At 70.0% G+C, this 24520-nt stretch carries 26 protein-coding genes and 1 pseudogene; 16 read left to right on the top strand and 11 right to left on the bottom strand.

Annotation, left to right across the window (positions count from 1 at the left end; all coding sequences use genetic code 11):
• The first annotated feature begins 53 nt into the window (after positions 1-53).
• The gene (locus R4I43_RS13880) at positions 54-611 is read left to right on the top strand and encodes a cysteine hydrolase family protein (RefSeq protein ID WP_324266023.1); all 558 of its coding nucleotides are present in this window, start codon (positions 54-56) and stop codon (positions 609-611) included.
• Positions 612-658: 47 nt separating this feature from the next.
• Entirely contained in the window at positions 659-1375 is a 717-nt protein-coding gene (locus R4I43_RS13885; protein WP_324266024.1) for a class I SAM-dependent methyltransferase, read from the top strand.
• Here R4I43_RS13885 and R4I43_RS13890 read toward each other — a convergent pair.
• A pseudogene (locus R4I43_RS13890) lies at positions 1353-2044 on the bottom strand (phosphotransferase). The gene R4I43_RS13885 and the pseudogene R4I43_RS13890 sit on opposite strands and share 23 nt — an antisense overlap.
• Before the next feature lie 277 nt (positions 2045-2321).
• Positions 2322-2867: a hypothetical protein gene (locus R4I43_RS13895; RefSeq protein WP_324266025.1), complete on the bottom strand. Its 546-nt coding sequence runs from the start codon at positions 2865-2867 to the stop codon at positions 2322-2324.
• A gap of 371 nt (positions 2868-3238) precedes the next feature.
• Between R4I43_RS13895 and R4I43_RS13900 the strand changes: the two genes are divergently transcribed.
• Both R4I43_RS13900 and R4I43_RS13905 read left to right on the top strand, forming a co-directional pair.
• Entirely contained in the window at positions 3239-3817 is a 579-nt protein-coding gene (locus R4I43_RS13900; RefSeq protein WP_324266026.1) for an HhH-GPD-type base excision DNA repair protein, read from the top strand.
• Positions 3818-3987: 170 nt separating this feature from the next.
• Positions 3988-4638 (top strand): TetR/AcrR family transcriptional regulator, encoded by a 651-nt coding sequence (locus R4I43_RS13905; protein ID WP_324266027.1) that lies wholly within the window; start codon positions 3988-3990, stop codon positions 4636-4638.
• Positions 4639-4714: 76 nt separating this feature from the next.
• Here R4I43_RS13905 and R4I43_RS13910 read toward each other — a convergent pair whose 3' ends face one another.
• Positions 4715-5389: a lysophospholipid acyltransferase family protein gene (locus R4I43_RS13910; protein WP_324266028.1), complete on the bottom strand. Its 675-nt coding sequence runs from the start codon at positions 5387-5389 to the stop codon at positions 4715-4717.
• Positions 5390-5551: 162 nt separating this feature from the next.
• Between R4I43_RS13910 and R4I43_RS13915 the strand changes: the two genes are divergently transcribed.
• Together R4I43_RS13915 and R4I43_RS13920 are read left to right on the top strand one after the other, a co-directional pair.
• Entirely contained in the window at positions 5552-5878 is a 327-nt protein-coding gene (locus tag R4I43_RS13915; protein ID WP_324266029.1) for a DUF3099 domain-containing protein, read from the top strand.
• An 81-nt stretch (positions 5879-5959) separates the two neighbouring features.
• Complete coding sequence (locus R4I43_RS13920; protein ID WP_324266030.1) at positions 5960-6208, top strand: DUF3039 domain-containing protein; 249 nt, start codon at positions 5960-5962, stop codon at positions 6206-6208.
• A 27-nt stretch (positions 6209-6235) separates the two neighbouring features.
• Here the strand turns inward: R4I43_RS13920 and R4I43_RS13925 are convergent, their stop codons facing one another.
• The gene (locus R4I43_RS13925) at positions 6236-7303 is read right to left on the bottom strand and encodes a YihY/virulence factor BrkB family protein (protein WP_324266031.1); all 1068 of its coding nucleotides are present in this window, start codon (positions 7301-7303) and stop codon (positions 6236-6238) included.
• Between the two features lie 322 nt (positions 7304-7625).
• Between R4I43_RS13925 and R4I43_RS13930 the strand changes: the two genes are divergently transcribed.
• Both R4I43_RS13930 and R4I43_RS13935 read left to right on the top strand, forming a co-directional pair.
• Positions 7626-9395, top strand: a complete 1770-nt coding sequence (locus R4I43_RS13930; RefSeq protein ID WP_324266032.1) for a DEAD/DEAH box helicase — start codon at positions 7626-7628, stop codon at positions 9393-9395.
• 171 nt (positions 9396-9566) lie between these two features.
• The gene (locus tag R4I43_RS13935; protein ID WP_324266033.1) at positions 9567-10778 is read left to right on the top strand and encodes a cysteine desulfurase-like protein; all 1212 of its coding nucleotides are present in this window, start codon (positions 9567-9569) and stop codon (positions 10776-10778) included.
• A 62-nt stretch (positions 10779-10840) separates the two neighbouring features.
• Here the strand turns inward: R4I43_RS13935 and R4I43_RS13940 are convergent, their stop codons facing one another.
• The 3 genes from R4I43_RS13940 to ppgK all read right to left on the bottom strand — a co-directional run bounded on the left by R4I43_RS13940 (position 10841) and on the right by ppgK (position 14079).
• Complete coding sequence (locus R4I43_RS13940) at positions 10841-11026, bottom strand: DUF7455 domain-containing protein (RefSeq protein ID WP_093157581.1); 186 nt, start codon at positions 11024-11026, stop codon at positions 10841-10843.
• Between the two features lie 482 nt (positions 11027-11508).
• On the bottom strand, positions 11509-12891 hold the full coding sequence (locus tag R4I43_RS13945) for an RNA polymerase sigma factor (protein ID WP_407691245.1): 1383 nt from the start codon (positions 12889-12891) through the stop codon (positions 11509-11511).
• A 426-nt stretch (positions 12892-13317) separates the two neighbouring features.
• Positions 13318-14079: a polyphosphate--glucose phosphotransferase gene (gene ppgK, locus R4I43_RS13950; RefSeq protein WP_324266034.1), complete on the bottom strand. Its 762-nt coding sequence runs from the start codon at positions 14077-14079 to the stop codon at positions 13318-13320.
• Between the two features lie 87 nt (positions 14080-14166).
• On the opposite strand from ppgK, the gene R4I43_RS13955 reads away from it, so the two are divergent.
• Entirely contained in the window at positions 14167-14970 is an 804-nt protein-coding gene (locus R4I43_RS13955) for an inositol monophosphatase family protein (protein WP_324266035.1), read from the top strand.
• Between the two features lie 88 nt (positions 14971-15058).
• Here the strand turns inward: R4I43_RS13955 and cei are convergent, their stop codons facing one another.
• The gene (cei, locus tag R4I43_RS13960; RefSeq protein ID WP_324266036.1) at positions 15059-15760 is read right to left on the bottom strand and encodes an envelope integrity protein Cei; all 702 of its coding nucleotides are present in this window, start codon (positions 15758-15760) and stop codon (positions 15059-15061) included.
• Positions 15761-16241: 481 nt separating this feature from the next.
• On the opposite strand from cei, the gene R4I43_RS13965 reads away from it, so the two are divergent.
• Positions 16242-16541 (top strand): DUF4193 domain-containing protein, encoded by a 300-nt coding sequence (locus tag R4I43_RS13965; protein ID WP_093416518.1) that lies wholly within the window; start codon positions 16242-16244, stop codon positions 16539-16541.
• Positions 16542-16687: 146 nt separating this feature from the next.
• Here the strand turns inward: R4I43_RS13965 and R4I43_RS13970 are convergent, their stop codons facing one another.
• Positions 16688-17197: a DUF3093 domain-containing protein gene (locus R4I43_RS13970; protein ID WP_324266037.1), complete on the bottom strand. Its 510-nt coding sequence runs from the start codon at positions 17195-17197 to the stop codon at positions 16688-16690.
• Positions 17198-17221: 24 nt separating this feature from the next.
• On the opposite strand from R4I43_RS13970, the gene dut reads away from it, so the two are divergent.
• The 4 genes from dut (at position 17222) to R4I43_RS13990 (ending at position 19614) form a co-directional block, all read left to right on the top strand.
• Complete coding sequence (gene dut / locus R4I43_RS13975; protein WP_324266038.1) at positions 17222-17716, top strand: dUTP diphosphatase; 495 nt, start codon at positions 17222-17224, stop codon at positions 17714-17716.
• A gap of 4 nt (positions 17717-17720) precedes the next feature.
• Positions 17721-18353 carry a DUF3710 domain-containing protein gene (locus tag R4I43_RS13980; RefSeq protein WP_324266039.1) on the top strand — a complete coding sequence of 211 codons (633 nt, stop codon included), beginning with the start codon at positions 17721-17723 and terminating at the stop codon, positions 18351-18353.
• A gap of 188 nt (positions 18354-18541) precedes the next feature.
• On the top strand, positions 18542-18919 hold the full coding sequence (locus R4I43_RS13985; protein ID WP_324266040.1) for an OB-fold nucleic acid binding domain-containing protein: 378 nt from the start codon (positions 18542-18544) through the stop codon (positions 18917-18919).
• Entirely contained in the window at positions 18916-19614 is a 699-nt protein-coding gene (locus R4I43_RS13990) for a DUF3159 domain-containing protein (RefSeq protein ID WP_324266041.1), read from the top strand. The genes R4I43_RS13985 and R4I43_RS13990 overlap by 4 nt, the downstream gene beginning before the upstream one ends.
• Before the next feature lie 50 nt (positions 19615-19664).
• On the opposite strand, the gene R4I43_RS13995 is transcribed toward R4I43_RS13990, so the two are convergent.
• On the bottom strand, positions 19665-20330 hold the full coding sequence (locus R4I43_RS13995) for a potassium channel family protein (protein ID WP_324266042.1): 666 nt from the start codon (positions 20328-20330) through the stop codon (positions 19665-19667).
• On the bottom strand, positions 20330-20995 hold the full coding sequence (locus R4I43_RS14000) for a potassium channel family protein (protein ID WP_324266043.1): 666 nt from the start codon (positions 20993-20995) through the stop codon (positions 20330-20332). The genes R4I43_RS13995 and R4I43_RS14000 overlap by 1 nt, the downstream gene beginning before the upstream one ends.
• A 234-nt stretch (positions 20996-21229) precedes the next feature.
• Here R4I43_RS14000 and R4I43_RS14005 point away from each other — a divergent pair, with 234 nt between their 5' ends.
• On the top strand, positions 21230-23257 hold the full coding sequence (locus R4I43_RS14005; protein WP_324266044.1) for an APC family permease: 2028 nt from the start codon (positions 21230-21232) through the stop codon (positions 23255-23257).
• Positions 23229-24467 carry a class I SAM-dependent RNA methyltransferase gene (locus R4I43_RS14010; RefSeq protein ID WP_324266045.1) on the top strand — a complete coding sequence of 413 codons (1239 nt, stop codon included), beginning with the start codon at positions 23229-23231 and terminating at the stop codon, positions 24465-24467. The genes R4I43_RS14005 and R4I43_RS14010 overlap by 29 nt, the downstream gene beginning before the upstream one ends.
• Positions 24468-24520: the final 53 nt, after the last annotated feature.

The following is a 24520-nucleotide window of genomic DNA, read 5'->3' on the forward strand; positions in this document are numbered from 1 at the left end:
CACTGTCGGTGGTGCCGCCTAGCATCGGGGCATCGATCGATGGGGGAGGCACCATGACCGTGCTGGAGAACAGACCGAACACGGCGCTGCTGGTCATCGACGTGCAGAACGGGGTGGTCGCCGACGCGCACGACCGGAACCGGGTCGTCGCCAACATCGCTGACCTGGTCGAGCGGGCGCGGGCGGCCCGAGTCGATGTCGTGTGGGTCCAGCACGCGGACGACGGGCTGGTCCGCGACAGCGAAGCGTGGGAACTGGTGCCCGAGCTCGACCGCCGCGAGGCCGAGTCGGTGGTGCACAAGTCGTACGGTGACGCCTTCGAGCACACCGAGCTGGAGAAGGTGCTGGCCAACGGCGGTATCGGGCGACTGATCGTCACGGGGGCGGCCACCGACCAGTGCGTGCGTTCCACGCTGCACGGAGCCTTCACCCGCGGCTACGACGCGACGCTGGTCAGCGACGCCCACACCACCAGCGATCTCACCGCCTACGGCGCGCCAGCGCCGCACGAGGTCATCGCGCACACCAACCTGTACTGGCAGTACCAGGCCGCGCCCGGGCGCACGGCGGGCACGGTCAGCACCGCGGACGTGGACTTCGGTTCCGCCTGAGCGAAAAGGCGGTAGTCACCGTCCCACCGCGCAGCTAGATTCGGCCGGTGCCTGACGCGATGTTCGCTCATCCCCGGCTCGCTCCGCTCTACGACGCGTTCGAAGCGGACCGCGGTGACCTGCCCGCCTACGTCGACATCGCCGACGAGCTGGGCGCGGCCCGCGTCCTCGACGTCGGATGCGGCACGGGAACGCTGGCGATCCTGCTGGAGGAGACCGGGCGGACCGTGGTGGGGACCGACCCGGCGGAGGCGTCGCTCGCGGTCGCCCGCTCCAAGGACAGCTCCGCCCGGATCGTCTGGGTGCGCTGCGAGGCCACGATCCTGCCGACCGTGGCCGCCGATCTCGCGGTGATGACGGGCAACGTCGCGCAGGTCTTCACCACCGACGAGGAGTGGACGCGCGTCCTGCTCAGCGTCCGGGCCGCGCTGCGCCCCGGCACGCACGTCGTGTTCGAGACCCGCAAGCCCGAGCGCCGAGCCTGGGAGCGCTGGCCGGGCACCGCGAGCGTGGAGCTGCCGGGGGTGGGGCGCGTCGCACGGCACGACGAGCTCACCGACGTGAGCCCTCCTCTGATCTCCTTCCGCAGCACCTACCGCTTCGCCGGCGGCGAGGAGCTGGTCTCGGACTCGACGCTGCGCTTCCGCAGCCGGGAGGAGATCGAGACGACCCTCGACGAAGCGGGATTCGAGGTCCGGGAGGTTCGCGAAGCCCCGAACCGGCCGGACGAGGAGCACGTCTTCATCGCACGTCGTGCGGATTGAGGAACCGACTCAACCAGACGGCGCGTCGGCCAGGATGCGCCAAGGTGCGCCGCCCCATCCGGCTCATGGCCGGGTTGCTGTCGACGTAGTACCAGACGAGTCCCATAGCCTGTTCGAACGCCCAGGCCTTGCCGCGCTCCCACTCCGGCGAATCGCATCCGAGGTCGTCGCGGAACGCGCTCCGCGGCTCCACTTCGAGCAGGTGCCAAGCAGCGACCAGGTCCAGGGCGGGGTCGGCCGGTCCCAGCCCGCCGACGTCGATGACCCCGGTCAGGCGTCCGCCGGACACGAGCAGGTTGCCGGGGATCAGATCGCCGTGCGTCATCACGTCACCAGCCGAGGCACGAGGCAGCTCGCGCATCGACTCCCAGATCCGGCGGAGCCGCGCGACGTCGAGGAGCTGTTCGCTGTTGTCGAAGCAGGTCTGCAGCCGCGGAACGTCCGGCCCCGCGTGTCCATCGCGCGGACGCCGCGGACGAACTCGGCGAGGTCGCGAGCGAATCCGACGGAGTCGCCGGGATCTTGTTCCGCGGCGACGACCCCGGGCACCCAGGTGTGCACCGACCACGGCATGGGGTATCCGGCGCCGGGCTCGCCCAGCGCGATCGGCTCGGGCGTGCGGAACCGCCGTCCGAGCAGCTCGCGGGCCGCTTCGGCCTCGGTCTCCAGCTGCCGCCGCTGGGCCGTGACGTCGCCGGGTTCCCAGCGGGAAACGAGCCGCGAACCTCTCGCCGATGCGGACGATGGCGTTGACCGTGCCTAGGGACGGAGCTTCGCGGAGGGGGAGGTCCCGCCACTCGGGGAACTGCTCGTCCACCAGTTCGCGCGCGGTCTCCCACGGCACGGTCAGCTGATCGGCATGCATGCCCACGCCAGCAGAATCACACCCCACGATCTTCGCCCGCAAAGGATTTTCGCCGGCCACTGGCGGGGCATCCGCCGCGAGCTAGGCGGTCAAGGTGAGCTTGTAGTGCAGGCGGACGACCGGGGCGGACCACAGTTCGAGGGCGTGATCGGTTCGCACCGCGCCTTCGTCGTCGACGAACAGGTGGAAGGACTCGTGGATCGTGATGCGGGCGGCGAAGTTCCGCCCGTGCTCCTCGACGACGGCGTAGGCGCCGTTCTGGCCGAACGCGCCCGCCGGGGATCGCAGCTGGAGACCACCGTCAGGCAGCGCGACGGGCTCCAGGAACACCTGGATGTTGCCGGATTCGAGCGGGAACGCCACGTGCACGCTCGGGTTCTGCGAACCCGGCAGGAGCCGCGTCGTGTAGCAACCGCTGTAGACGTGCTCGCCGGTCGACCGCAGCGTCCGGATCCACGCGGTGGCCTGCTGAGATCCGGTGAGCGGGACGACCCTGCTGTCCACGCCGCGGGCGACGTCGAGCGGTCGCGTGGGCAGCGCGAGCTGTTGCACGCGACGACCGAACAACCGGGAGACGAATTCGCCACCCGGCTGGAATACCGGGTTCCACTGGGGCCACACCTCCATCCGCCACCTGGATGGAGGTGCGCTCGGAGAAGTCCCGGATCTCCGGACGCAGATCAGCCGCGCTGAACCCCGGTCCGTCCAGCTGCGACATGTCCGTGAGCAGTCCCGTCTCGGCCTCGCCGCTTTCGGCGGTCGCCAACCAGTTCGAGCCGACCAGCGCCTCGTCGTGCGTCGGCGCGTCCAGCCACCGCTGCGCGCCGGCCAGGTCGACGGGACGGCCGCTGAACCGCCAGAACAGCCGGGTAGCCCGGTCGAGCCTCGACATCCACGAACGCATGCGGCACAGCGTGCCAAACCCGCTCCCGTGCTCCTGGCCCCGGAAGCTCCGGCGGTGGCGGGTTTCCGGGACAGCTGCGTGTCAGGATGGTGCTATGCCGAACAAGCTCAACCTCACCGGCGACGCGGACGCCGACAAGCTCCTCTCCGACGACCCCTTCGCCCTGCTCACCGGGATGTTGCTGGATCAGCAGGTGGCGATGGAGCTCGCGTTCGCCGGTCCGAAGAAGATCGCCGAGCGGATGGGCGGGTTCGACGTCGTCAAGATCGCCGAGTGCGATCCGGAGGAGTTCGTCGAGCTGTGCGTGCAGAAGCCGGCGATCCACCGCTACGGCGGTTCGATGGCCAAGCGCGTCCAGGCGCTCGCGCAGCACGTCGTCGAGCACTTCGACGGCCGGACCGAGCGGATCTGGACCGACGGCGACCCGGACGGCAAGGAAGTCCTCAAGCGGCTCAAGGCCCTGCCCGGCTACGGCGAGCAGAAGGCCCGCATCTTCCTCGCCCTGCTCGGCAAGCAGCGCGGCGTGCAGCCGACAGGGTGGCGCGAAGCGGCCGGTGCCTACGGTGAGGAGGGCTCCCGGCGCTCCATCGCCGACGTCGTCGACGAGCACACCCTCCAAGAGGTCCGCTCCTTCAAGAAGGCCCAGAAGGCCGCCGCGAAGGCCGCGAAGTAGCTGATCACCTCGCCGCGAGCAGGCCCGGGGCGAGGCTCTCGGTGCCCTGGAGGGCCGCCGGTTCCGACGAGATCACGTCCGGGTTAGCCGGTGTGAGAACCGCGTTTCGCGGCCGGGCGAACCCGCTCGTCGCGACCGTGCGGGCCGTCGCGACCGGGGATGATGGGGGCGTGCGAACCAAGGTGGGACGGCCCAGGGCGGGATCGGCGGGAACCGGCGACTCGAGGGAGGACCTGCTCTCGGCCGGTTCGGCCTTGTTCACCGAACGGGGGTTCGCCGCCACGACCACTCGCGCGCTGGCCGAGCGGGCCGGGCTCCGGCAGGCCGCGCTCTACCACTACTTCGAGACCAAGGAAGACGTTCTCGCTGCGCTGCTGGAACGCACCGTGCGGCCGTCGGCGGAGTTCGCCGCCGCACTGCTGCAGCGCACCGAGGACCCGGCGGTGCGGCTGTGGGCGCTGTGCCGCACCGACATCGCGCTGCTGGCCGGTGGCGAGCACAACCTCGGCGCGCTCTACCTGCTGCCGGAGATCGCCGGGCCGCGCTTCGAGGAGTTCCGCCGACAGCGGGCCGAGCTCAAGGACGCCTACCGGATCCTCGTCGAAACCCTCGCCGGTCCTGAGCAGACGGCCCGCGCGGACTTCGTCTTCGGCGTCGTCGAGAGCGTCATCCTCATCCGGCGCGACACCCTGCGCCTCGACCCCGACGACTTCGCCCGCACCGGCGCCGACGCCGCCCTGCGCGCTGCGGGGGTCGACGACCTGGGTCTCCCCGAGATCCGCGAATCCGCCGAAGCCCTCCGCCGCCGCATCCACCCCTGACCCCGCCAGGGGCGAATACCGCAGGAATCGTCGGGTCTACTGCGGTTGTCGTCCCTGGCGGGAGGGAAGGGGGAGGTCAGGCGGCTGCTGCTGCGCCTGGTTTCTGGTACTTGTCGACGTACTCCTGGTCGGAGAGCTCGGCGATGGCGTACATGATCTCGTCGGTGATCGAGCGCAGGACGGGAAGCGACGCGTCCATGCCCGCGTAGCGGGTGAAGTCCAGCGGGTCGCCGAAGCGGACCGTGACCGGGGCGAGGCGGGGGATCTTGGTGCCGCGCGGCTGGAGCTTGTCGGTGCCGGTCAGCGCCACCGGGACGACCGGGGCGCCGGTGCTCAGGGTGAGTCGGGCGACGCCGGTGCGGCCCCGGTAGAGGCGGCCGTCGGGGGAACGGGTGCCCTCCGGGTGGATGCCGAACGCGCCGCCGTCGCGCAGCACCTGCTCGGCCGCGCCGATCGCCTCCATCGCGGCCCGGCCGCGTCCCCGCTCGACCGGGATCGCGCCCAGCGAGGTGAACAGCCACTTGGTCAGGCCGCCCTTGAGCCCGCTGCCCTGGAAGTACTCGGCCTTGGCCAGGAACGCCACGGGCCGCGGCAGCACCAGCGGGACGATGAAGCTGTCCAGCACGGCCAGGTGGTTCGGCGCGAGGATCACCGGTCCCGTCGTGGGCACCTTCTCCGCGCCGATGACCTTCGGCCGGTAGACGGACCGAGCCACCGCTCCGACCATCCGTTTGCTCACCGCGTACAGCATCGTTGTTGCCTCTCCCGCGCCGACGTTTTCGCTCCCGCCTCGAATTTAACCCGCTGAGGTTTCGAGGGTGCGTCTCACGGGTCAACCGGTGGGGGCAATCGCCCCGGCCCGGGGGTATCGGCGAGCAAGTGCGGGTGGGAGCATGGACTCGGAGGTAGCGTCGTGAACACTTCACATCGTGACGACACCCCGGTGCTGATCACCGAGGCAGAGCCGTCGATGGACGATCAGCAGGCGATGCGTCGCCGCAAGTACGCGATCATGATGGCCAGCCGGATCCCGTGCCTGGTCGGGGCGGTGATCGTGTTCCAGGTGTGGCAGCTGTGGTGGTTGTCACTGATCATCCTGGCGATCTCGATCCCGCTGCCGTGGATGGCGGTCCTGATCGCCAACGACCGGCCGGCGCGCAAGTCCGAGCACGTCAACCGGTTCCGCCGCTCGCACCGAAGCATCGAATCCGCAGGCCACCAGGTCATCGAAGGCGCCTGACCTCCGCTTTCGGCAGGGCAGGCGGCGCAGTGCGCCCAACCGCTGCGGACAGACGCATGCGGCGTGCGGCATCATTGGGGCATGAGCACGATGACGCTGCCGGAGACCGACACCCGGAACGAGACCGCTGATCAGGAAAGCGATGATCGTCCCGAGGTATTCCACTACGTGCAGAAGGACAAGATCGCTGAGAGCGCGGTCATGGGCACCTTCGTGGTGGCGCTGTGCGGCGAGGTCTTCCCGGTGACCAAGTCCGCCAAGCCGGGTTCGCCGGTCTGCCCGGACTGCAAGGAGATCTTCGAGTCCCTGCCCCCGGGTGGCGACCAGTAGTACGGGCGTCTCCCGAACCGCCGCGGGTCAGCCGCTGTGCGGTTCGGGCTGGCCTGCGCGCTTGAAGGACACCTGCTTGCCGTTCGCGTGCGGCGGCTCGGGATCGGACTTCGGCGGCTCGGTTTCGTGCTCCGGCGGGGGAGTGTTGTCCTCGCGCCACGCCCGGTAGCCGTCCTCGGTGTGCATCCGCTGCGCCAGCCGCCGCATCTCCAGGCGGCGCCAGCGGCGGCGCTCCCGGCGGGTCATCTTCGCCGGCCACATCTCCTGGATCGCGTTGTTGAACTCGGCGCCCATGATGATCGCGAAGCCGATGAAGAACGCGAACAGCAGGAACGCGATCGGCGTGGCCAGCGCGCCGTAGGTGTAGCCGGTGCTGGTGATCCAGGTGATGTAGACCCGCAGCCCGTAGCTGGCCACCAGGAACAGCACCATCGCCAGCAGCGCGCCCGGCACGCCCCGGAGCCAGGGCAGCTTGCGCGGCAGCGCCACGCTGTAGAGCGTCGCCAGCGCGATGGCCAGGCCCGCTGCCGTGGCCGGGTAGTAGATGGCGCGGATCAGCCAGGTGATGTCGTCCTGCAGCGCGTGCGGGAACACCGTCGGCAGCCACTCCGGGCCCAGCGCGATCACCGGCAGTCCCACGATCGCCAGCAGCAGGCCCACCAGGTACAGCAGCAGCGCCACGATCCGCTGCCAGACGCTGTTGCGCACCAGGTACTGGTCGTAGGCCTGGGTGATCGAGTCCACCAGGGACGCCAGCGCCGACGAACCGGCCCACAGCGACAGCAGGAAACCCATCGAGGCGATCTCGCTGCGCCCCTTGGTCAGGATGTCGCCGACGGTCGGCCCGATGATCTGGTCCACGACGCCGCTGGTGAACACCGTCCGGCAGAACGCCAGGATCTTGTCGTGCACGGCGTCGACGATCTCCGGGCCGAACCAGTCGCCGAGGTAGCCCAGACTGCCCAGCAGACCCAGCAGCAGCGGTGGCAGCGACATCGTCTGCCAGAACGCGGCGGCCGCCGACTCCGAGAAGATGTTGTCCCACCACGCCTTGTCCAGGGTGCGTGCGACCAAGCGCAGGGGACCGCGGCGCACCGGGACCTCGTCCCGCGCTGCGGTCGCGCTGCGTCCCCGACTGTCTGGCGAACCTGGCGAACCCATCTCGTCTATAAGGATGCGGCATAGGCCCGGCGCGCAGGCGTCGAGGTGTTGAAACCGGAGTGTCGGAACCATCTCGATCGGCCGAACCGGTGTCGGCCGGAGCGCGAAGGTAAGCTGCACGACGGCCCGCCACAAGTTGATCGGTGCTGGTTGATCCAGTCCCGGTCGCTCCGGGGAGCGTGGCGGTAGCGGGGCTCAACGGGTGTGCCCGCACCATCCGGTTTGGGGAGACTGAGGAAGGGAGCGGCGAGCCGGCGTGTCCGAAGCGCAACTCGACTATTCCGTCCGATCTGTTCTGAGCGACCCCTCGCAGGCACCGTCCCGGCCACTGCGAGCCTGGCAGCGGCGAGCACTCACCAAGTACCTGGCCAACCGGCCGCAGGACTTCCTCGCGGTCGCGACGCCGGGCGCGGGCAAGACGACCTTCGGTCTGCGGGTGGCCGCCGAGCTGCTGGCCGACCGCACGGTCGAGCAGGTCACCGTGGTCGCACCCACCGAGCACCTCAAGCATCAGTGGGCGCTGGCGGCGGGTGGCGCCGGGATCCCACTGGATTCGAACTTCCGCAACGCCGACGGCATCACCTCCAGCGACTACCGAGGCGTGGTCGTCACCTACGCGCAGGTCGCAGCCCACCCCAACCTGCACCGGGTGCGCACCGAGCGGCGCAAGACGCTGGTGATCCTGGACGAGGTGCACCACGCCGGTGACGCGAAGTCGTGGGGTGACGCGATCCGGGAGGCCTTCACCCCGGCCGTGCGGCGGCTGTCGCTGACCGGTACGCCGTTCCGCAGCGACGACTCCCCGATCCCGTTCATCGGCTACGAGCCCGACGCCGACGGCTCGCTGCGCAGCCGTGCCGACCACTCCTACGGCTACTCCGACGCGCTCGCCGACGGCGTCGTCCGGCCGGTGCTGTTCCTGGCCTACTCGGGCGAGGCGCGCTGGCGCACCAACGCCGGTGACGAGTTCAGCGCGCGGCTCGGCGAGCCGCTGACCGCCGAGCAGACCGCTCGGGCGTGGCGGACCGCGCTGGACCCCTCCGGCGAGTGGATCCCCACCGTGCTCAAGGCCGCCGACACGCGGCTGGAGCAGCTGCGCCAGGGCGGCATCCCCGACGCGGGCGGACTGGTGATCGCCTCCGACCACCCGTCGGCCAAGGCCTACGCCAAGGCGCTGCACCAGATCACCGGGTCGGAGCCGGTCGTGGTGCTCTCCGACGACCCGCAGGCGTCGTCGCGGATCGGCGAGTTCGCCGAGTCCGAGGACAAGTGGATGGTCGCGGTCAGGATGGTCTCCGAGGGCGTCGACGTGCCGCGCCTGGCCGTCGGCGTCTACGCCACCAGCGCGTCCACCCCGCTGTTCTTCGCCCAGGCCATCGGCCGATTCGTGCGGTCGCGGCGACCGGGGGAGACGGCCAGCATCTTCCTGCCCAGCGTTCCGGTGCTGCTGGAGCTGGCCAGCCAGCTGGAGGCGCAGCGCGACCACGTGCTGGGCAAGCCGCACCGGGAGAAGGACGGCTGGGACGACGAGCTCGTCGCCGCCGCCAACGCCCAGCGCGACGAACCGGGCGAGGAGGAGAAGGCGTTCACCTCGCTGGGCGCCGAGGCCGAGCTGGACCAGGTGATCTACGACGGTTCGTCGTTCGGCACGGCCGCGTTCAGCACCACCGAGGAGGAGCAGGACTACCTCGGTCTGCCGGGCCTGCTGGAACCGGACCAGGTCAAGGCGCTGCTGCGGCAGCGCCAGTCCCAGCAGCTGGAGGACGTCGGCAAGCGCGAGGCCGAGGCGAAGGCGGCCAAGGCCGCCGAGCAGGCCGAGCAGCAGTCCCGTCCGCAGAGCGTCCAGGAGCGGTTGCAGAAGCTGCGCAAGGAGCTCAACACGCTCGTGTCGCTGCACCACCACCGCACCCGCAAGCCGCACGGCAAGATCTACAACGAACTCCAGAAGGCCTGCGGCGGCCCGCCCACGGCGATGGCCACGGTCGAACAGCTCGAAGAGCGGATTGCGACCTTGCGCTCCTGGTGAGTTCCCGGTTCCGCGGTGCGCGCCACGGGCAGCTGCGGAACCGCCCATGATCGAAGTCCTCTTCGTCCGGTCGATTTCGACTGGAACCGCGGTGGCGCGGTGATCCGGACCGCGCACGCACCCGGAGGGCGATGATCTTGGCGGTGCGTTCGGTCTTCTAGGGTCGCGGGCATGGGATTAGACGTTGAGAAGGTGCGGGCGCAGTACCCGGCGCTGGCCGATGGCCGGGCGTGGTTGGACGGGGCGGCGGGCACGCAGGTGCCGGAGCCGGTGATCGAGGCGATCAGCGACGCCTACCGGGCGGGGCTGTCGAACGTGGGCGGGCCGTACGAGTCGAGCCGGCGGTCGTCCGGGATCGTCGCGGAAGCCCGCTCGGCGGTGGCCGACCTGGTGGGCGCGCCCGATCCGGCGTGCGTGGCGTTCGGGCCCAGCATGACCTCGCTGACCTACCGGTTCGCCGGCGTCCTCGCGCTGGGCTGGAACCCCGGCGACGAGATCGTCGTGACCAACCTCGACCACGACGCCAACGTCCGACCGTGGGTGCAGCTCGCGCAGCGCGCCGGTGCGACCGTGCGCACCGCCGAGATCGATCCGGCCACCGGTGAGCTGCCGGTCGAGAACGTGGCCGGGCTGATCGGTGACCGCACCAAGCTGGTCGCCGTCACCGCGGCCTCCAACCTGCTGGGCGTCATGCCGGACCTCAAGCCGATCACCGATCGGGCCCGCGAGGTCGGCGCGCTGTCTTACGTCGACGGCGTGCAGCACTGCCCGCACGCGCACGTGCGGATCGAGGACCTGGGCGCCGACTTCTACGCCACCAGCGCCTACAAGTGGGCCGGGCCGCACCTGGCCGCCGTCGTCGCCGCGGACCCGTGGGGGCTGCAGAACCTGCACCCGGACAAGCTCGCGCCGTCGCCGGAGAGCTCCCCGGAGCGCTTCGAGCTGGGCACCAACCCGTTCGCGGCGATGGCCGGTGCGGTCGCCGCCGTCGAGCACCTGGCGGGTCTGGACACCGACGCGACCGGTACCCGCGCCGAGCGGCTCGCGGTGTCGCGCAAGGCCGTCGTGGCCCACGAGGAGCAGCTCGCGAACCGGCTGTTCGAGGGGTTGGCCGCGCTGAGCGGCGTGCGGCGCCACGGCGCCCCGCGGGGTTCGGTCACGCCCACCGCGTTCTTCACGGTCCCGGGCAAGGCCCCGGCGGACGTCTCGGCGGCGCTGTCGGAGCGGGGTCTCAGCGTCTCCGCCGGCCACTCCTACGCCTGGGAGCTGGTCCACGCCCTCGGCGTGGGTCCTGAGGGCGGCGTGCGCGCGAGCCTGTCGCACTACTCGACCGCCGACGAGGTCGACCGCCTGCTGACCGCCCTGGACGAGATCACCGGGTGAGAACGCACCGGGCCCCCGCAGCTCGCGGCTGCGGGGGCCCGGTGACCTGGCTGATCAGGTTGTCACTGCTCGTCCTGCTGGAGGTCGGCCTGCACGTCGCGCAGTCCGGCCTCGTAGGCGCGGGCGTGGTGCCCGCAGAACAGAAGCTCGCCACCGGACGGCAGTACGGCGCGAAGCTTGGCAGCGGCCCCGCAGCGGTCGCAGCGGTCGGCGGCGGTCAGCTCGGGGCGGGTGAGCGTTCCCGGCATCGATATCTCCCTCCGTCCCGGCGTCGGTTTCCACCCGACGCCCTCGATCCTGCTACGACCACCGGTGTCCTACTGGCTGCAGGGTCGGTGCTCGTTGGCCCTACTCTTCCAGACGTTCTAGCCGGAGTCAGTGTTCCCGCGCGGGCTAGCGACGGTCGTCACCATGAAGTACCCGGTTGCAGCAGCGCTCCTCGCGGAGCGTGATCAACAGCGACCGCACCTCGCTGACCAGGGATGACGTGAAAATCGTCGAATCTAGCTGCGCAAATGTCCGGGCGGGTCAAGGACTATTTCGGTGTGCTGGATCACAAATATGACGATCCGTGAGCGCCCGTGTTCCTCTGGAAGCGAACAGCAAATCTCAGCACTCGGACGGAAATCCGGTCTCCCGGGCGCTCGGAAAGGCATTTCGAGGCCGAAGTGGACACGCGAAAAGGGCCGCCGATCCGAGAGGATCGACGGCCCTTTTTCGGACAATCCGGTCAGTCCAGGTAGTCCCGGAGGACCTGGGACCGCGACGGGTGGCGCAGCTTCGACATCGTCTTGGACTCGATCTGCCGGATCCGCTCCCGGGTCACCCCGTAGACCTGGCCGATCTCGTCCAGCGTGCGCGGCTGGCCGTCGGTGAGGCCGAAGCGCAGCCGGACCACGCCCGCCTCGCGCTCGGACAGCGTCGCCAGCACCGACTGCAGCTGGTCCTGCAGCAGCGTGAACGACACGGCGTCGACCGCCACGACCGCCTCGGAGTCCTCGATGAAGTCACCGAGCTGGCTGTCGCCCTCGTCGCCGATGGTCTGGTCGAGCGAAATGGGCTCCCGGGCGTACTGCTGGATCTCCAGCACCTTCTCCGGGGTGATGTCCATTTCCTTGGCGAGCTCTTCCGGCGTGGGCTCGCGACCGAGGTCCTGCAGCAGCTCGCGCTGGATGCGGCCGAGCTTGTTGATGACCTCGACCATGTGCACCGGGATGCGGATGGTGCGCGCCTGGTCGGCCATCGCACGCGTGATGGCCTGACGGATCCACCAGGTCGCGTACGTGGAGAACTTGTAGCCCTTGGTGTAGTCGAATTTCTCGACCGCGCGGATCAGACCGAGGTTGCCCTCCTGGATCAGGTCCAGGAACGCCATGCCGCGGCCGGTGTAGCGCTTGGCGAGGCTGACCACCAGGCGGAGGTTGGCCTCCAGCAGGTGGTTCTTGGCGCGCTCGCCGTCACGCACGATCCAGCGCAGGTCGCGCCGCATCTGCGTGGTCAGCTGCTCGCCGGACTCCTCGATCTGGCGCAACCGCTCGGCACCGTAGAGGCCGGCCTCGATGCGCTTGGCCAGCTCGACCTCTTCTTCGGCGTTGAGCAGCGCGACCTTGCCGATCTGCTTGAGGTAGGCGCGCACCGAGTCCGCGGACGCGGTCAGCTCGGCGTCCTTGCGCGCCTGCCGGAGCGCCTCGGACTCCTCCTCGTCCCAGACGAAGTCGCCGGACTCCTTGGAGTCCTCGTCCGGAACCGGCTCCTCCGGGATCTCCACCTCGACGTCGGCGAGGTCGCCGACCTCGGGGGAGGTCAAGTCGGTCTCGATGGGTTCATCGATCTCCATGCCCTCGCCACTGCCCTTGGCGGAAGTCGACTTGGTCGTCTTCTTGGCCGGGGTCTTGGCGGCGCCCTTCTTGGCCGCGGGCTTGCGGGTCGTCGACTTCGCACCCGTGGAGCTCTTGGCGGTGCTCTTGCGCGCGGCAGGCTTCGTCTGCTCGACGTCAGACGAAGCAGCCGCCTCCGAAGCTGGGGTGGCCTGGGACTGGCCCGACTCGGCTTGGGCGCCGCCGGTGTTCGCGGCGGTGCTGGAGCGTCGGGTTGCGGTTTCTGCGGCTGCCACGTACGCCCTTTCGCGACGGTCGATCAGGGCTGGCCGGAGGGCGCGAAACCTCGGCCGCCAAAGGTCGGGGAACAGCCCACCCGATTCGGCGTCCTGGCTGGCGAATGATCACCCGTGAACTGCCGGGGTGATCGGCTTGTCGCCGCACCGGCTCCCGCCGTCGGTGTAGGTGTTGCACCAGCGGGCGGGTTCACCAGCGTTCACCAGCCAAAAGGACTTCGAACCAAGTGGGTCGCGTTCCATTGTAACCGCGATGCGGGGGTGCGGTTCCGCTGCAAGGCGGAGTCCGCGAGTCCCGATGTGTGCTAGGCACGGCTCCGCAGGCCTGTTGCGGGCCGTGCCGAACACTCCGACGGGGGTCCCCCGGGACGCTCCGTCGAAGCCGGGCCCAACTCGCGGTCGCAGCTGTGCCCGGCAACGGTCAGATCAGCTGTCCGCGCTGCTCGCGGCCGCCATCGCGGCGCCCACGATGCCTGCGTCGTTGCGCAGCGCAGCGGCCACCACGGGAGTGCGGGTCTCCAGCAGCGGGATCCACTTGTGGCCCTTCCGGCTGACACCGCCTCCGGCGATGATCAGGTCCGGCCAGATGAACCTCTCCAAGGACTGGATGTAGCGGGTGACCCGCGGCGCCCACTCCTCGTAGGAGAGCTCCAGGTCGTCCTTGACCGATGCGGCGGCCTGCGACTCGGCGTCGTGGCCGTCGACCTCGATGTGGCCGAACTCGGTGCTGGGGACGAGCTTGCCGTCGATGAACATCGCGCTGCCGATCCCGGTGCCGAAGGTCAGCACCACGACCTGGCCCTGGTGCCCGACACCCGCGCCCACCTTCATCTCCGCGACACCGGCCGCGTCGGCGTCGTTGAGCACGACGATCTCGTCCCGTTCGCGCCCGAGCCGCTCGGCGAACAAGTCCTGGGCATCGGTACCGATCCAGCCCTTGTCGATGTTGGCCGCCGTCAGCGCGACGCCCTCCTTGATGACGCAGGGCAGCGTGACGCCGACCGGGCCGGTCCAGGCGAACTTCTCGACGATCTCGGCCACGGAATCGGCCACCGCGTCCGGGGTCGAGGGTTGCGGCGTCGGGATGCGCATGCGCTCCTCGGCCAGCACTCCGGCATCGATGTCGACCGGCGATCCCTTGATGCCGGATCCGCCGATATCCACGCCGAACCCGCGGGCTGTCGCCATGGCTGATCCTTCCTATTCGATTCAGACCAAGGTGTGCAGACCTTAACGGGACTGTGTTGCGATGTCTGCGTGGGATTGGCAAAAGAAGTGGACGCAATCGCCTTGTCCGAGGTCGCGGTGCGGATCGCGCGGGAAGCCGCCGAACTCGCCCGAACCGTGCGTGACGAGGCGGTGACCGACGGTGTCGACACGAAGAGCACCGAGACCGATGTCGTCACCATCGGCGATCGAGCCGTGGAGCGCTTGGTGCGCGAGCGGCTCGCCGAACTCCGCCCCGGCGAGTCCGTGCTGGGCGAGGAGGAAGGCGGCGACGGTGCGCTGGACGGACTGCGCTGGGTCGTCGACCCGATCGACGGCACTGTGAATTATCTCTACGGCTTCCCGTTCTACGCCGTCTCGCTGGCGGCGCAGCTCGACGGGCGCTCGGTGGCCGGAGCCGTCGTCGAACCCGTCTCCGGCCGGGTGTGGAGCGCCGCCGCCGGCCACGGCGCGTTCCTCGACGGGCAACCGCTGCGCGTCTCCGGTGCGGACCGGCTCGCCCTGGCGCTGGTGGGAACCGGTTTCGCCTACGACGTGCGGCGGCGCACCGCCCAGGCGCGGGTGGTGGGGGAGCTGCTCGGCCAGGCGCGCGACATCCGGCGCGCCGGAGCCGCCTCGCTGGACCTGTGCGCGGTCGCCGCGGGCTGGCTCGACGCCTACTACGAGGTCGGGCTCAACCGCTGGGACTGGGCGGCCGGCGCGCTGATCGCCGAGGAAGCCGGTGCGACGCTCCGACTCCCGGAGAAGGGCGCCGACGACGGGCTCGGCGACGAGATCCTGGTCTGCGCCACCCCGGGCGTCGCCGAGGGGCTCACCGGGGCGCTGCGCGCCGCCGGCGCGGGCGAGGTCTGAACCAACGTGGCGGGAACCCGCCAATTCCGGCCGGGTTTCCGCCACGACATCGATGGGGAGCCGTTGCGGGCTCTGTGGTGAATCGTTATCAGCAGTGCACGTCGCGGGCCTTGGTGAGCAGGTCCTCGCTGATCTGCGGCGGCGTCACCTCTTGCTGCGCGCCCTCCTGGTGGTCGCGCTGCGGCACCCAGTTCTGCAGCTGCTGCAGGACCTGCTTGGCCTCCTGCGTGGTCTTGATGTCGTCGAAGTCCGCGCCCAGCGCGAAGTCCACAGCCGCGTCCTCGCGCTCGTCGCGCACCAGCTGCGCGCACGGCGCGATCAGGCTCAACGTGCGGGCCGCGCTCATCCCGGCCGCGCCGAAGCGGATCTGGCCGTGGCACTGCAGGTCGTAGTTGACGTAGACCGAGTCGTTGTCCGCGCCGCCCTTGCTGAAGCCCAGGCTGGCCAGCTCGTCGCCGACCATCGTCGCCTGCCTGCTCTCGCCGTTGCCGTTGAGCACGCGCACGTGGACGTCCTGCGGCGGCACCGGGGTCGTGGAGTTCAGCGCGTCGCGCTCCAGCATCGTGCCCAGCGGCACCTGCGCGGGCTGGCCGCTGACCTCGGGCGGAGCGGTCGGTGCTCCGGGCGGGTTGCAGGTGGTGGCCGCGTCGATGTCCTCCACGGAGCCGAAGACGCGAGTCCACAGCAATCCGGACAGCACCACCAGTGCCACGAGTACGACCAGCGCGGGCAGCGGTCGGCGTCGGCGATATCCGACTCGCCGCCCCCACCTTGCACCTACGGCTGCCACGTCCGCCCTCCCTGGATGCCTCGGATCCGCGTGCTCCCGTCCGCACTGGATCAGCCTAGGGGTTGAACCGGTGGTGCGCGGTGTTGGTCGCCGCTGCCGTGTCTTGATCTCCCCGTGATCATCGCGAAGCCGATCCCGCCCGGGAAACCGCGAGCGCATCGCATCACGCGACGATCGTCCGGGCAACCGGGAAGAGCCGGCCGGCGGGCCCGGTCGACCAGTCGGATCTTGATCTAGGTTGCCCGCCGAATGCGCGCAATGCCACACCTATGGGTGACCTGGTGCGTGTTCGCAGAAGTTATGAGCTACCCTCTCGGCGCCTCACGGAGTGCCGAGTTGAGGCGAGTCGCTCTTTACGGGGGAACTAGACGCGTTGCAGGGCGAGACCGCGATCACTGTCCCATCGGGCACAAATTCGGGTCCTGGAACGTTTACCAGCGGCACACCATTGCAGTCTCCACTAACGCAGGGGTGAATCACGATGGCGACCGACTACGACGCTCCTCGCCGCGAGTCCGAGGACTTGGCGGAGGACTCGTTGGAGGAGCTGAAGGCGCGACGCAACGATGCGCAATCCGGCGTCGTCGACGAAGACGAAGGGGCGATCGCGGAGAACTTCGAACTGCCGGGCGCGGACCTGTCCGGTGAGGAGATGACCGTCAAGGTGCTCCCGAAGCAGGCTGACGAGTTCACCTGCTCGAGCTGCTTCCTCGTTCATCACCGCAGCCGGCTGGCCGAGACCAAGAACGGCCAGTTCATCTGCCGTGATTGCGCAGCCTGAGGCGCACGTCGACGACGTACAAGCGGGAAGTAGCTGGGCACACGCGGGGCGTGTGCCCAGTGTTTTTCCCGGGTGAACGGTGTGGAGTGATCACCCTGCTCACCGGTGCGGGTAGCTCCGCCGCTCGCCTGACGAGCTCTTTGTGGTCAGGCCTTCTTCAGCAGGACGGCTTTGAGCTCTTCGGGCTTGCGGGTGCTGACCACCCAGTACGGAGTGGGGTCGTCCGGGTCGTCGAGCCAGATGCGGACCGAGGTGCGGACCCAGGAGCGGTGCACCAGGAACGCCGCCGGGTCCAGGTCCGGGCCCAGGGCGCGGCGCTGCTCGGCGGGGGAGACGATGTCGACCTCGTCGACGAACCGCAGCGGCAGGTGGGCGTCACCGACCCACAGCTCGTCGTCGACGACCTCGACCTTGAGCCTGCCCAGCCACAGCGGGACGGTGATCGCCAGCGGGACCAGCACGACGTACGGCAGCCAGGCGCGCACGCCCGGGTAGCCCATGTGCACCTGCGCGGCCATCAGTACCGCCGCGAGCAGCGGCAACGGCCAGGTCCACCACGACGCGTACAGCCGCTCGCGGAACACGGGCCGCCCCTTCGAATTCGCCTGACCGGGGGTGTCCCCGCTCGTGCTGGCTGCTTCTACGCTTTCCGACACGCATTCAGGGTAGTCTCGCCGCCCGTGTCGAACGTGAAGGTCCTGCTTACCAGAGTCGACCCCGACGTACCGCTTCCCGAATACGCCAAACCAGGGGATGCCGGCGCCGATCTGGTAACCACCAGTGATGTGGTTCTCGAACCGGGTGAACGCGCCCTCGTGGGCACCGGAGTCGCCGTGGCGTTGCCGGAGGGGTACGCGGGCTTCGTCCACCCCCGCTCCGGCCTGGCCGCCAAGACCGGCCTCAGCGTGGTCAACACGCCCGGCACGATCGATTCCGGGTACCGCGGTGAGATCAAGGTCTGCCTGATCAATCATGATCGTGTGCAGCCGGTGTCGCTGCGACGGGGCGACCGGATCGCCCAGCTCGTCGTGCAGAAAATCGAGCACGCCGTGTTCGCCGAGGTCGACGAGCTGCCCGAGTCGTTGCGCGGTGTCGGTGGCCACGGCTCCACCGGTGGGCATGAGGTGCTGACGGCGTCGGGAACCACCGAGGCCGCTCACAGGACGGAGGTCTGAGGGGATGTTCAGAAAGGGCCGGGGGAAGTCCAAGCGCGACGCGGCCGTCACCGAGGATCAGGAGGCGCCTGAGCCGCAGGCTCCCGCCCGGGGGCCCTACGACGAGAGCGAGGCGCCCGATTCCGGTGTGGAACGGCTCGACCTCGGTTCGGTGCGAGTTCCGGTGCCCGAGGGCGGCCAGCTGCAGGTCGAGGTCGACCCGGCGGGGCCGGTCCGCGCGGTCCACCTGGTGACCCCGGTCGGCCGGCTGACCGTGAGCGCCTTCGCGGCGCCGCGCAGCGGCGGGCTGTGGGAGGAGGTCCGCAACGAGCTGGCAGAACAGCTGCGCAAGGACGGCGCCCGGGTGCACGCCGAGCAGGGCGACTGGGGCGTGGAGCTGGTGGCCGACTCGCCGAAGGCCGCGCTGCGGTTCGTCGGCGTCGACGGCCCGCGCTGGCTGCTGCGCGGCGTGGCCGCAGGACCGGGCGAGTCCGCCAAGGAGTGCGCGCGGCTGCTCTACGGCGTCCTCGACGACACCGTCGTGGTGCGCGGATCCGAGCCGATGCCGGTCCGCACGCCGCTGCCCATCGAGCTGCCCGAGGCGATCCAGCGCCACATCCAGCAGGCCCAGCAGGAAACCCCCAACGGCCAGGTCTGACGCCGTCCCCGAACGGGGTGAGAGTGCGATTTGAAACTGTCACCCCTACTCCGGACGGGTGAGGTTGACGAGACGGTGTGGGGTGGGTTTCTTAATCCTGCCGGGCGTGGGTTTACGCCTGCCTGGGCGGTTACGCTTGGAGGTGCACGGGCTGCGGAGTCGAGCCCCGAAGCGCACAGGAGCGCTAGATGAGCAAGACCGAAGGCGGCTACTGGAAACGCCTCGTGCGGAGCCTCACCAGCGATGTCGCCGAACTGGACGCCGACGACCTGTCCGATCGGTCGCAAGCGGGTGGCGCGCAGCGGGCAAGCGAGTGCCAGTGCGGGCAGGAAGCCGTGGTGCTGGGCCGGGTGCGCAGCGTCGAGCTCTGCCCCAAGACCTCCGCTCCCACCCTGGAGGCCGAGCTCTACGACGGCACCGAAGGGGTGACTCTGGTGTGGCTCGGCCGCAGGCGCATCGCGGGGATCGAGCCGGGCCGTATCGTCAAGGCCCGTGGCCGGATCGCAGTCCGGGACGGTCGCAAGGTGCTGTACAACCCCTACTACGAGTTGCAGAACACCGCATGAGCGAACACGACGCATCGGCAGCGGGGCTCAACGCCCGGAAGGCCGACGATGACCGGCAGCCCGCGGGCAAGGCCGGTGTTTCCGAGCAGACCCTGCTGGAGCAGATGGGCGGTGTCAGCGGGCTCGCCTACTCCGCTGTCCCGATCGTCGTGTTCGTGGTGGTCAGCTCGTTCACCTCGATGATGCCGGCGATCTGGGCCTCGATCGGGGTCGCCGTTGCCATCGCGATCTTCCGCTTGGTGCGCAAGGAACCGCTGCAACCGGCGATCTCCGGTGTGCTGGGCGTGGCGGTCTGCTCGTTCATCGCCTACCGCTCCGGCGAGACCAAGGGCTTCTTCCTGCTCGGGATCTGGACCAGCCTGATCTACGGCGGGGTGTTCCTGGTGTCGGTGGCGGCCCGCTGGCCGCTGGTGGGCGTGGCCTGGTCGGCGCTCAACGGGCTCGGCATGGGCTGGCGCAAGCAGCGCCGCGCGATGCGCGCCTACGACATCGCCACGCTGTCCTGGACCGCGGTGTTCGCCGCGAAGTACGTGGTGCAGCAGTGGCTCTACGACAACGACCAGACCGGCTGGCTGGCCTTCGCCCGGATCGCGATGGGCTACCCGCTGACCGGGATCGCGCTGGTGGTGACGGTGTGGGCGATCCGCCGCGCCAAGAGGGTCGCCGAGGAGTCGGCGGCGGTCGCAGGCGCTTAGCGCCCAGAACGTGGTGCGGGGCGGTTCCGTTCGGAGCCGCCCCGCTCTCGTCATCCCGCGTGGTCGTGGATGACCGCGCGGATCTCGTTCTCGACGTTGCTGGTGGCCACGAACAGCATCTCGTCGCCGGCCTCCAGCGGGTCGTCGGCCTGCGGCACGATGACCCGGCCGCCGCGCAGGATGCTCACCAGCGCCGCGTCGGAGGGCAGCTTGAGGTCGCGGACCCGGCGGCCGGCCAGCGGGGTGGTCTCCGGCAGCGTCACCTCGACGAGGTTGGCCTGGCCCTGGCGCAGCGTCATCAGCCGCACCAGGTCGCCGACGTTGACGGCTTCCTCGACCATCGCGGCCAGCATCCGCGGCGTCGAGACGGCCACGTCGACGCCCCAGGCGTCGGTGAACAGCCACTCGTTGCGCGGGTCGTTGACCCGGGCGACCACGCGGCGCACCGCGAACTCGGTCTTCGACAGCAGCGAGACGACGAGGTTGACCTTGTCGTCGCCGGTGGCGGCGATGACCACGTCGCAGGACTGCAGTCCCGCTTCCTCCAGCGACGCCAGCTCGCACGCGTCGGCGAGCATCCACTCCGCGCTCGGGATCTGCCTCGGGTGGTAGTTGGCGGTGCTGCGCTCGATGAGCAGCACCTCGTGCTCGCCCTCGAGCAGTTCCCGCGCGATGGACTGGCCGACCGCGCCGGCTCCCGCGATCGCGATTCGCATTACTCGCTCTCCTCGGGTGTGCGGCGGGCCGCCGCGGTGACGTCGGTGACGGTGCCGGACAGCGCCGCCACGTAGACGGTGTCGTCGGCCTGGATCACGGTCTTGCGGTCGGGCAGCACGCCGCTGCCGAACCGCATGATGAACGCCACCCGCGCACCGGTCGCCGACTCCACTTCGGTGACCTTGCGGCCGATCCAGCTCTCGTGCAGCGGAAGTTGCAGGACCGCGACGGTGCCGGACGGTTCCCGCCACGCGGTGGCCACGCCCTCGGGCAGCAGCATCCGCAGGAAGCGGTCGGTCGTCCACGGCACGGTGGCCACGGTCGGGATGCCGAGCCGCTGGTAGACCTCGGCTCGCTTGGGGTCGTAGATGCGGGCCACGACGTGCGCCACGCCGAAGGTCTCCCGCGCCACCCTGGCCGAGACGATGTTGGAGTTGTCCCCATTGGACACCGCTGCGAAGGCGCTGGCCTGTTCGATTCCCGCTTCTTCCAGGATGTCCCGGTCGAAGCCGTTGCCTGTGATCTGCTGACCGCGGAAGTCCCTGCCCAGGCGGTGGAACGCCTGCGGATCCTTGTCCACCACGGCCACGGTGTGATCGAGCCGTTGCAGGGCGGCGGCCAGGGAGGCCCCGACCCGGCCGCAGCCCATGATCACCACGTGCACGACCTTGTCTCCTCGCTGCGGGGTTGTGCTCTGCCGGGCGACGTCGTCCGGTCGCCGCTGACCGTACCCGGACGGGTGCGATCAGGGGACCGCTGAGACCGTCCGGCTACGGGCTGGTGCACCGTACCGGGTGACCGCCGCTGAGCGGCACCACGCCACCCCGGATGTGACCTGAGAGCAATTCGAAAGCCCGCATTCATCGGTCCCCGGCCCCCACCGCTTACGCTCTGTGCCGTGTCCAAGCTCGCAACCGCGGCGAAACGGTTGATCGTCGGTCGGCCGTTCCGCAGCGATCGCCTTTCGCACACGCTGCTGCCCAAGCGCATCGCGCTACCGGTGTTCGCATCGGACCCGATGTCCAGCGTCGCCTACGCGCCGGAGGAGATCCTTCTGGTGCTGTCGGTGGCGGGCGTGTCCGCGTTCGCCATCAGCCCGTGGATCGGTGTTCTGGTCGCGCTGGTGATGATCGCGGTGGTGGCCTCCTACCGGCAGAACGTGCACGCCTACCCCTCCGGTGGCGGCGACTACGAGGTCGCGACCGTCAACCACGGCCCGCGCTGGGGTCTGGTGGTGGCCAGCGCGCTGCTGGTGGACTACATCCTCACCGTCGCGGTGTCGATCTCCTCGGCGGCGGCGAACATCGGATCCGTCATCCCGTTCGTCGCCGAGCACAAGGTGCTGTTCGCCGTCGGCGCGATCGTGCTGCTGACGGCGTTGAACCTGCGCGGCATCCGCGAGTCCGGAACCTTGTTCGCGATCCCCACCTACGCGTTCGTGATCGGCGTGCTGGGCATGATCTGCTGGGGCTTCTTCCAGACCCTCGTGCTGGGCTCGGACATGCGCGCCGAGAGCGCCGGGTTCTCCCTGGCGCAGGAGGAGAGCCAGTACGCGGGTGTGGCGTTCGCGTTCCTGATCCTGCGCGCGTTCTCCTCCGGCAGCGCGGCGTTGACCGGTGTCGAGGCGATCAGCAACGGCGTGCCCGCGTTCCGCAAGCCCAAGTCCCGCAACGCCGCGGCCACGCTGGCGCTGATGGGCGGGCTGGCGATCCTGATGTTCCTGGGTCTGATCATGCTGGCCCGCGTCACCGGAGCCGTCGTCGCCGAGGACCCGGCCCACCAGCTCATCGGCGCGCCCGAGGGCTACGAGCAGAAGACGCTGATCGCGCAGCTGGCCGGGGCCGTGTTCGCCGGGTTCCCACCGGGGATCTGGTACCTGGTGTTCTTCACCGGTCTGATCCTGGTGCTGGCCGCCAACACCGCTTTCAACGGCTTCCCCGTGCTGGGCTCGATCCTGGCGCAGGACCGGTTCCTGCCGCGCCAGCTGCACACCCGCGGCGACCGGCTCGCCTTCTCCAACGGCATCCTCTTCCTGGCCTTCAGCGCGATCATCCTGGTGTTCGCCTTCGAAGCCGAGGTGACCCGGCTGATCCAGCTCTACATCGTGGGCGTGTTCGTCTCGTTCGTGCTCAGCCAGAGCGGCATGATCCGGCACTGGAACCGGCTGCTGCGCTCGGAGACCGACCCGGCGGCGCGCAGCAGGATGCGCCGGGCGCAGGCGACCAACGCCTTCGGCCTGTTCATGACCGCCAGCGTGCTGGTCATCGTGCTGATCACCAAGTTCACCCACGGAGCCTGGATCGCGATCGCCGCGATGGCCGCCATCTACGTGCTGATGACGGCGATCCGCAAGCACTATGACCGGGTCGCCGACGAGCTGGAGGAGAGCGAGAGCGACACCGTCCTGCCGTCCCGCAACCACGCGCTGGTGCTGGTCTCCAAGCTGCACCTGCCGACGATGCGCGCCATCGCCTACGCCCGCGCGACCCGGCCGGACGAGCTCGAAGGTGTCACCGTCAACGTCGACGAGGAGGACACCCGGACGCTGACCGCCGAGTGGGAGCAGCAGAACCTGCCGCTGCCGCTGAAGGTCCTCGAGTCGCCGTACCGGGAGATCACCCGGCCGGTGCTGGAGTACGTCAAGCGGATCCGGCGGGACAGCCCGCGCGACGTGGTCACGGTGTTCATCCCCGAATACGTCGTGGGGCACTGGTGGGAGCAGCTGCTGCACAACCAGAGCGCGCTGCGGCTCAAGAGCAGGCTGCTGTTCCAGCCGGGAGTGATGGTCACCAGCGTGCCGTGGCAGCTGGCGTCGTCGGAGAAGGTGCGAGCGCAGCAGATCACCTCGATGCCCGGCGCGACGCGCCGCGGCCTCGGGGGCAATGGAAAGGTGAGCGGTGACCGAAAAACCGGACTGGACCGGTAGGCGCCTGGAGGTCGAGGTCGGCCCGGTGGCCCACGGCGGCCACTGCGTGGCCCGCTACGAGGGCCGCGTGGTGTTCGTCCGCCACGCGCTGCCCGGGGAGACCGTGATCGCCGAGGTCACCGAGGACAACGGCGGCGGCTTCTGCCGCGCTGATGCCGTCGAGGTGCACCAGGCCGCTCCCGGGCGGGTCAGCCCGCCGTGCCCGCTGGCCGACATCGCGCTGGGCTCCGACCGCTGCGGCGGCTGCGACTTCCAGCACGCCGACGGCGAGACGCAGCGCGAGCTCAAGGCCGCGGTGATCACCGAGCAGCTGCAGCGCATCGCCGGCCTGGACTGGCCGGTTCGGGTCCGCGAGCTGCCCGGCGGGTTGCTGCGCTGGCGCACCCGCGCGCGGCTGGCCGTCGACCGCAAGGGCCACGCGGGTTTCCGGCCGAGCCGCAGCCACCGGGTGATCCCGGTGGCCGACTGCCCGATCACCGTGGAAGGCGCCGTCGAGGAGCTCGCCGACCGCCGCTGGCGGCCGGGCGCAGAGCTGACGGTGGCCGCCGACGGCGACGGAGAACTGCACGTCACCGCCCTGGACCGGAAGCCGCAGCGGCGCGGGCGCCAGCAGGCCGTGGCACGTCAGGTGGCGGGCAGCGGCGTGGCGCACGAGACCGTGGGCGCTCGCCGGTTCGAGGTGGCCGCGCAGGGCTTCTGGCAGGTGCACAAGGCCGCTCCGGAGACGTTCACCGAGGTCGTGGCCCGCTTCGCGGCGACTCCGCCCGGAGGTGTGGCGTGGGACCTCTACGGCGGCGTGGGCCTGTTCGCGGCCGACCTCGCCGAGCAGGTCGGCCCGACCGGCTCGGTGCTGCTGGTGGAGTCGTCCCGGCGCGCGGTGGAGGACGCGGTGGCCAACCTCCGCGACCAGCCGCAGGTCGACTTCCGCGCCGGCACGGTGGAGCGCGTCCTGGCCGACGAGGACCTGCCGTCCCCGGACGTGGTCGTCCTCGACCCGCCCCGCAAGGGCGCGGGCCGGGAGGTGGTGCGGGCGATCACGGCCCGCGAGCCGTCCCGGGTCGTCCACGTCGCCTGCGATCCGGCGGCCCTGGCCCGCGACGTCTCGCTGTTCGCCGAGAACGGCTACCGCATGGTCGAGCTGGAGGCCTACGACGCCTTCCCCATGACCCACCACATCGAGTGCATCGCCCTGCTGGAACGGGAGGGCTAGGGGTCCGCCCGGCGCGTTCGCGGGGTTTCGGCTGGTCGGGGGTCGGGTGCGGT

This window comes from Saccharopolyspora mangrovi (assembly GCF_035320975.1).
Taxonomy (GTDB): Bacteria; Actinomycetota; Actinomycetes; order Mycobacteriales; family Pseudonocardiaceae; genus Saccharopolyspora; species Saccharopolyspora mangrovi.

Bases quoted from the DNA above. Each gene is read 5' to 3' on its own strand.
- R4I43_RS13880 (WP_324266023.1), top strand. From the start codon at position 54: ATGACCGTGCTGGAGAACAGACCGAACACGGCGCTGCTGGTCATCGAC.
- R4I43_RS13895 (WP_324266025.1), bottom strand. From the start codon at position 2,867: ATGGAGGTGTGGCCCCAGTGGAACCCGGTATTCCAGCCGGGTGGCGAA.
- R4I43_RS13900 (WP_324266026.1), top strand. From the start codon at position 3,239: ATGCCGAACAAGCTCAACCTCACCGGCGACGCGGACGCCGACAAGCTC.
- R4I43_RS13910 (WP_324266028.1), bottom strand. From the start codon at position 5,389: ATGCTGTACGCGGTGAGCAAACGGATGGTCGGAGCGGTGGCTCGGTCC.
- R4I43_RS13920 (WP_324266030.1), top strand. From the start codon at position 5,960: ATGAGCACGATGACGCTGCCGGAGACCGACACCCGGAACGAGACCGCT.
- R4I43_RS13935 (WP_324266033.1), top strand. From the start codon at position 9,567: ATGGGATTAGACGTTGAGAAGGTGCGGGCGCAGTACCCGGCGCTGGCC.
- R4I43_RS13940 (WP_093157581.1), bottom strand. From the start codon at position 11,026: ATGCCGGGAACGCTCACCCGCCCCGAGCTGACCGCCGCCGACCGCTGC.
- ppgK (WP_324266034.1), bottom strand. From the start codon at position 14,079: ATGGCGACAGCCCGCGGGTTCGGCGTGGATATCGGCGGATCCGGCATC.
- R4I43_RS13965 (WP_093416518.1), top strand. From the start codon at position 16,242: ATGGCGACCGACTACGACGCTCCTCGCCGCGAGTCCGAGGACTTGGCG.
- R4I43_RS13980 (WP_324266039.1), top strand. From the start codon at position 17,721: ATGTTCAGAAAGGGCCGGGGGAAGTCCAAGCGCGACGCGGCCGTCACC.
- R4I43_RS13985 (WP_324266040.1), top strand. From the start codon at position 18,542: ATGAGCAAGACCGAAGGCGGCTACTGGAAACGCCTCGTGCGGAGCCTC.
- R4I43_RS13990 (WP_324266041.1), top strand. From the start codon at position 18,916: ATGAGCGAACACGACGCATCGGCAGCGGGGCTCAACGCCCGGAAGGCC.
- R4I43_RS13995 (WP_324266042.1), bottom strand. From the start codon at position 20,330: ATGCGAATCGCGATCGCGGGAGCCGGCGCGGTCGGCCAGTCCATCGCG.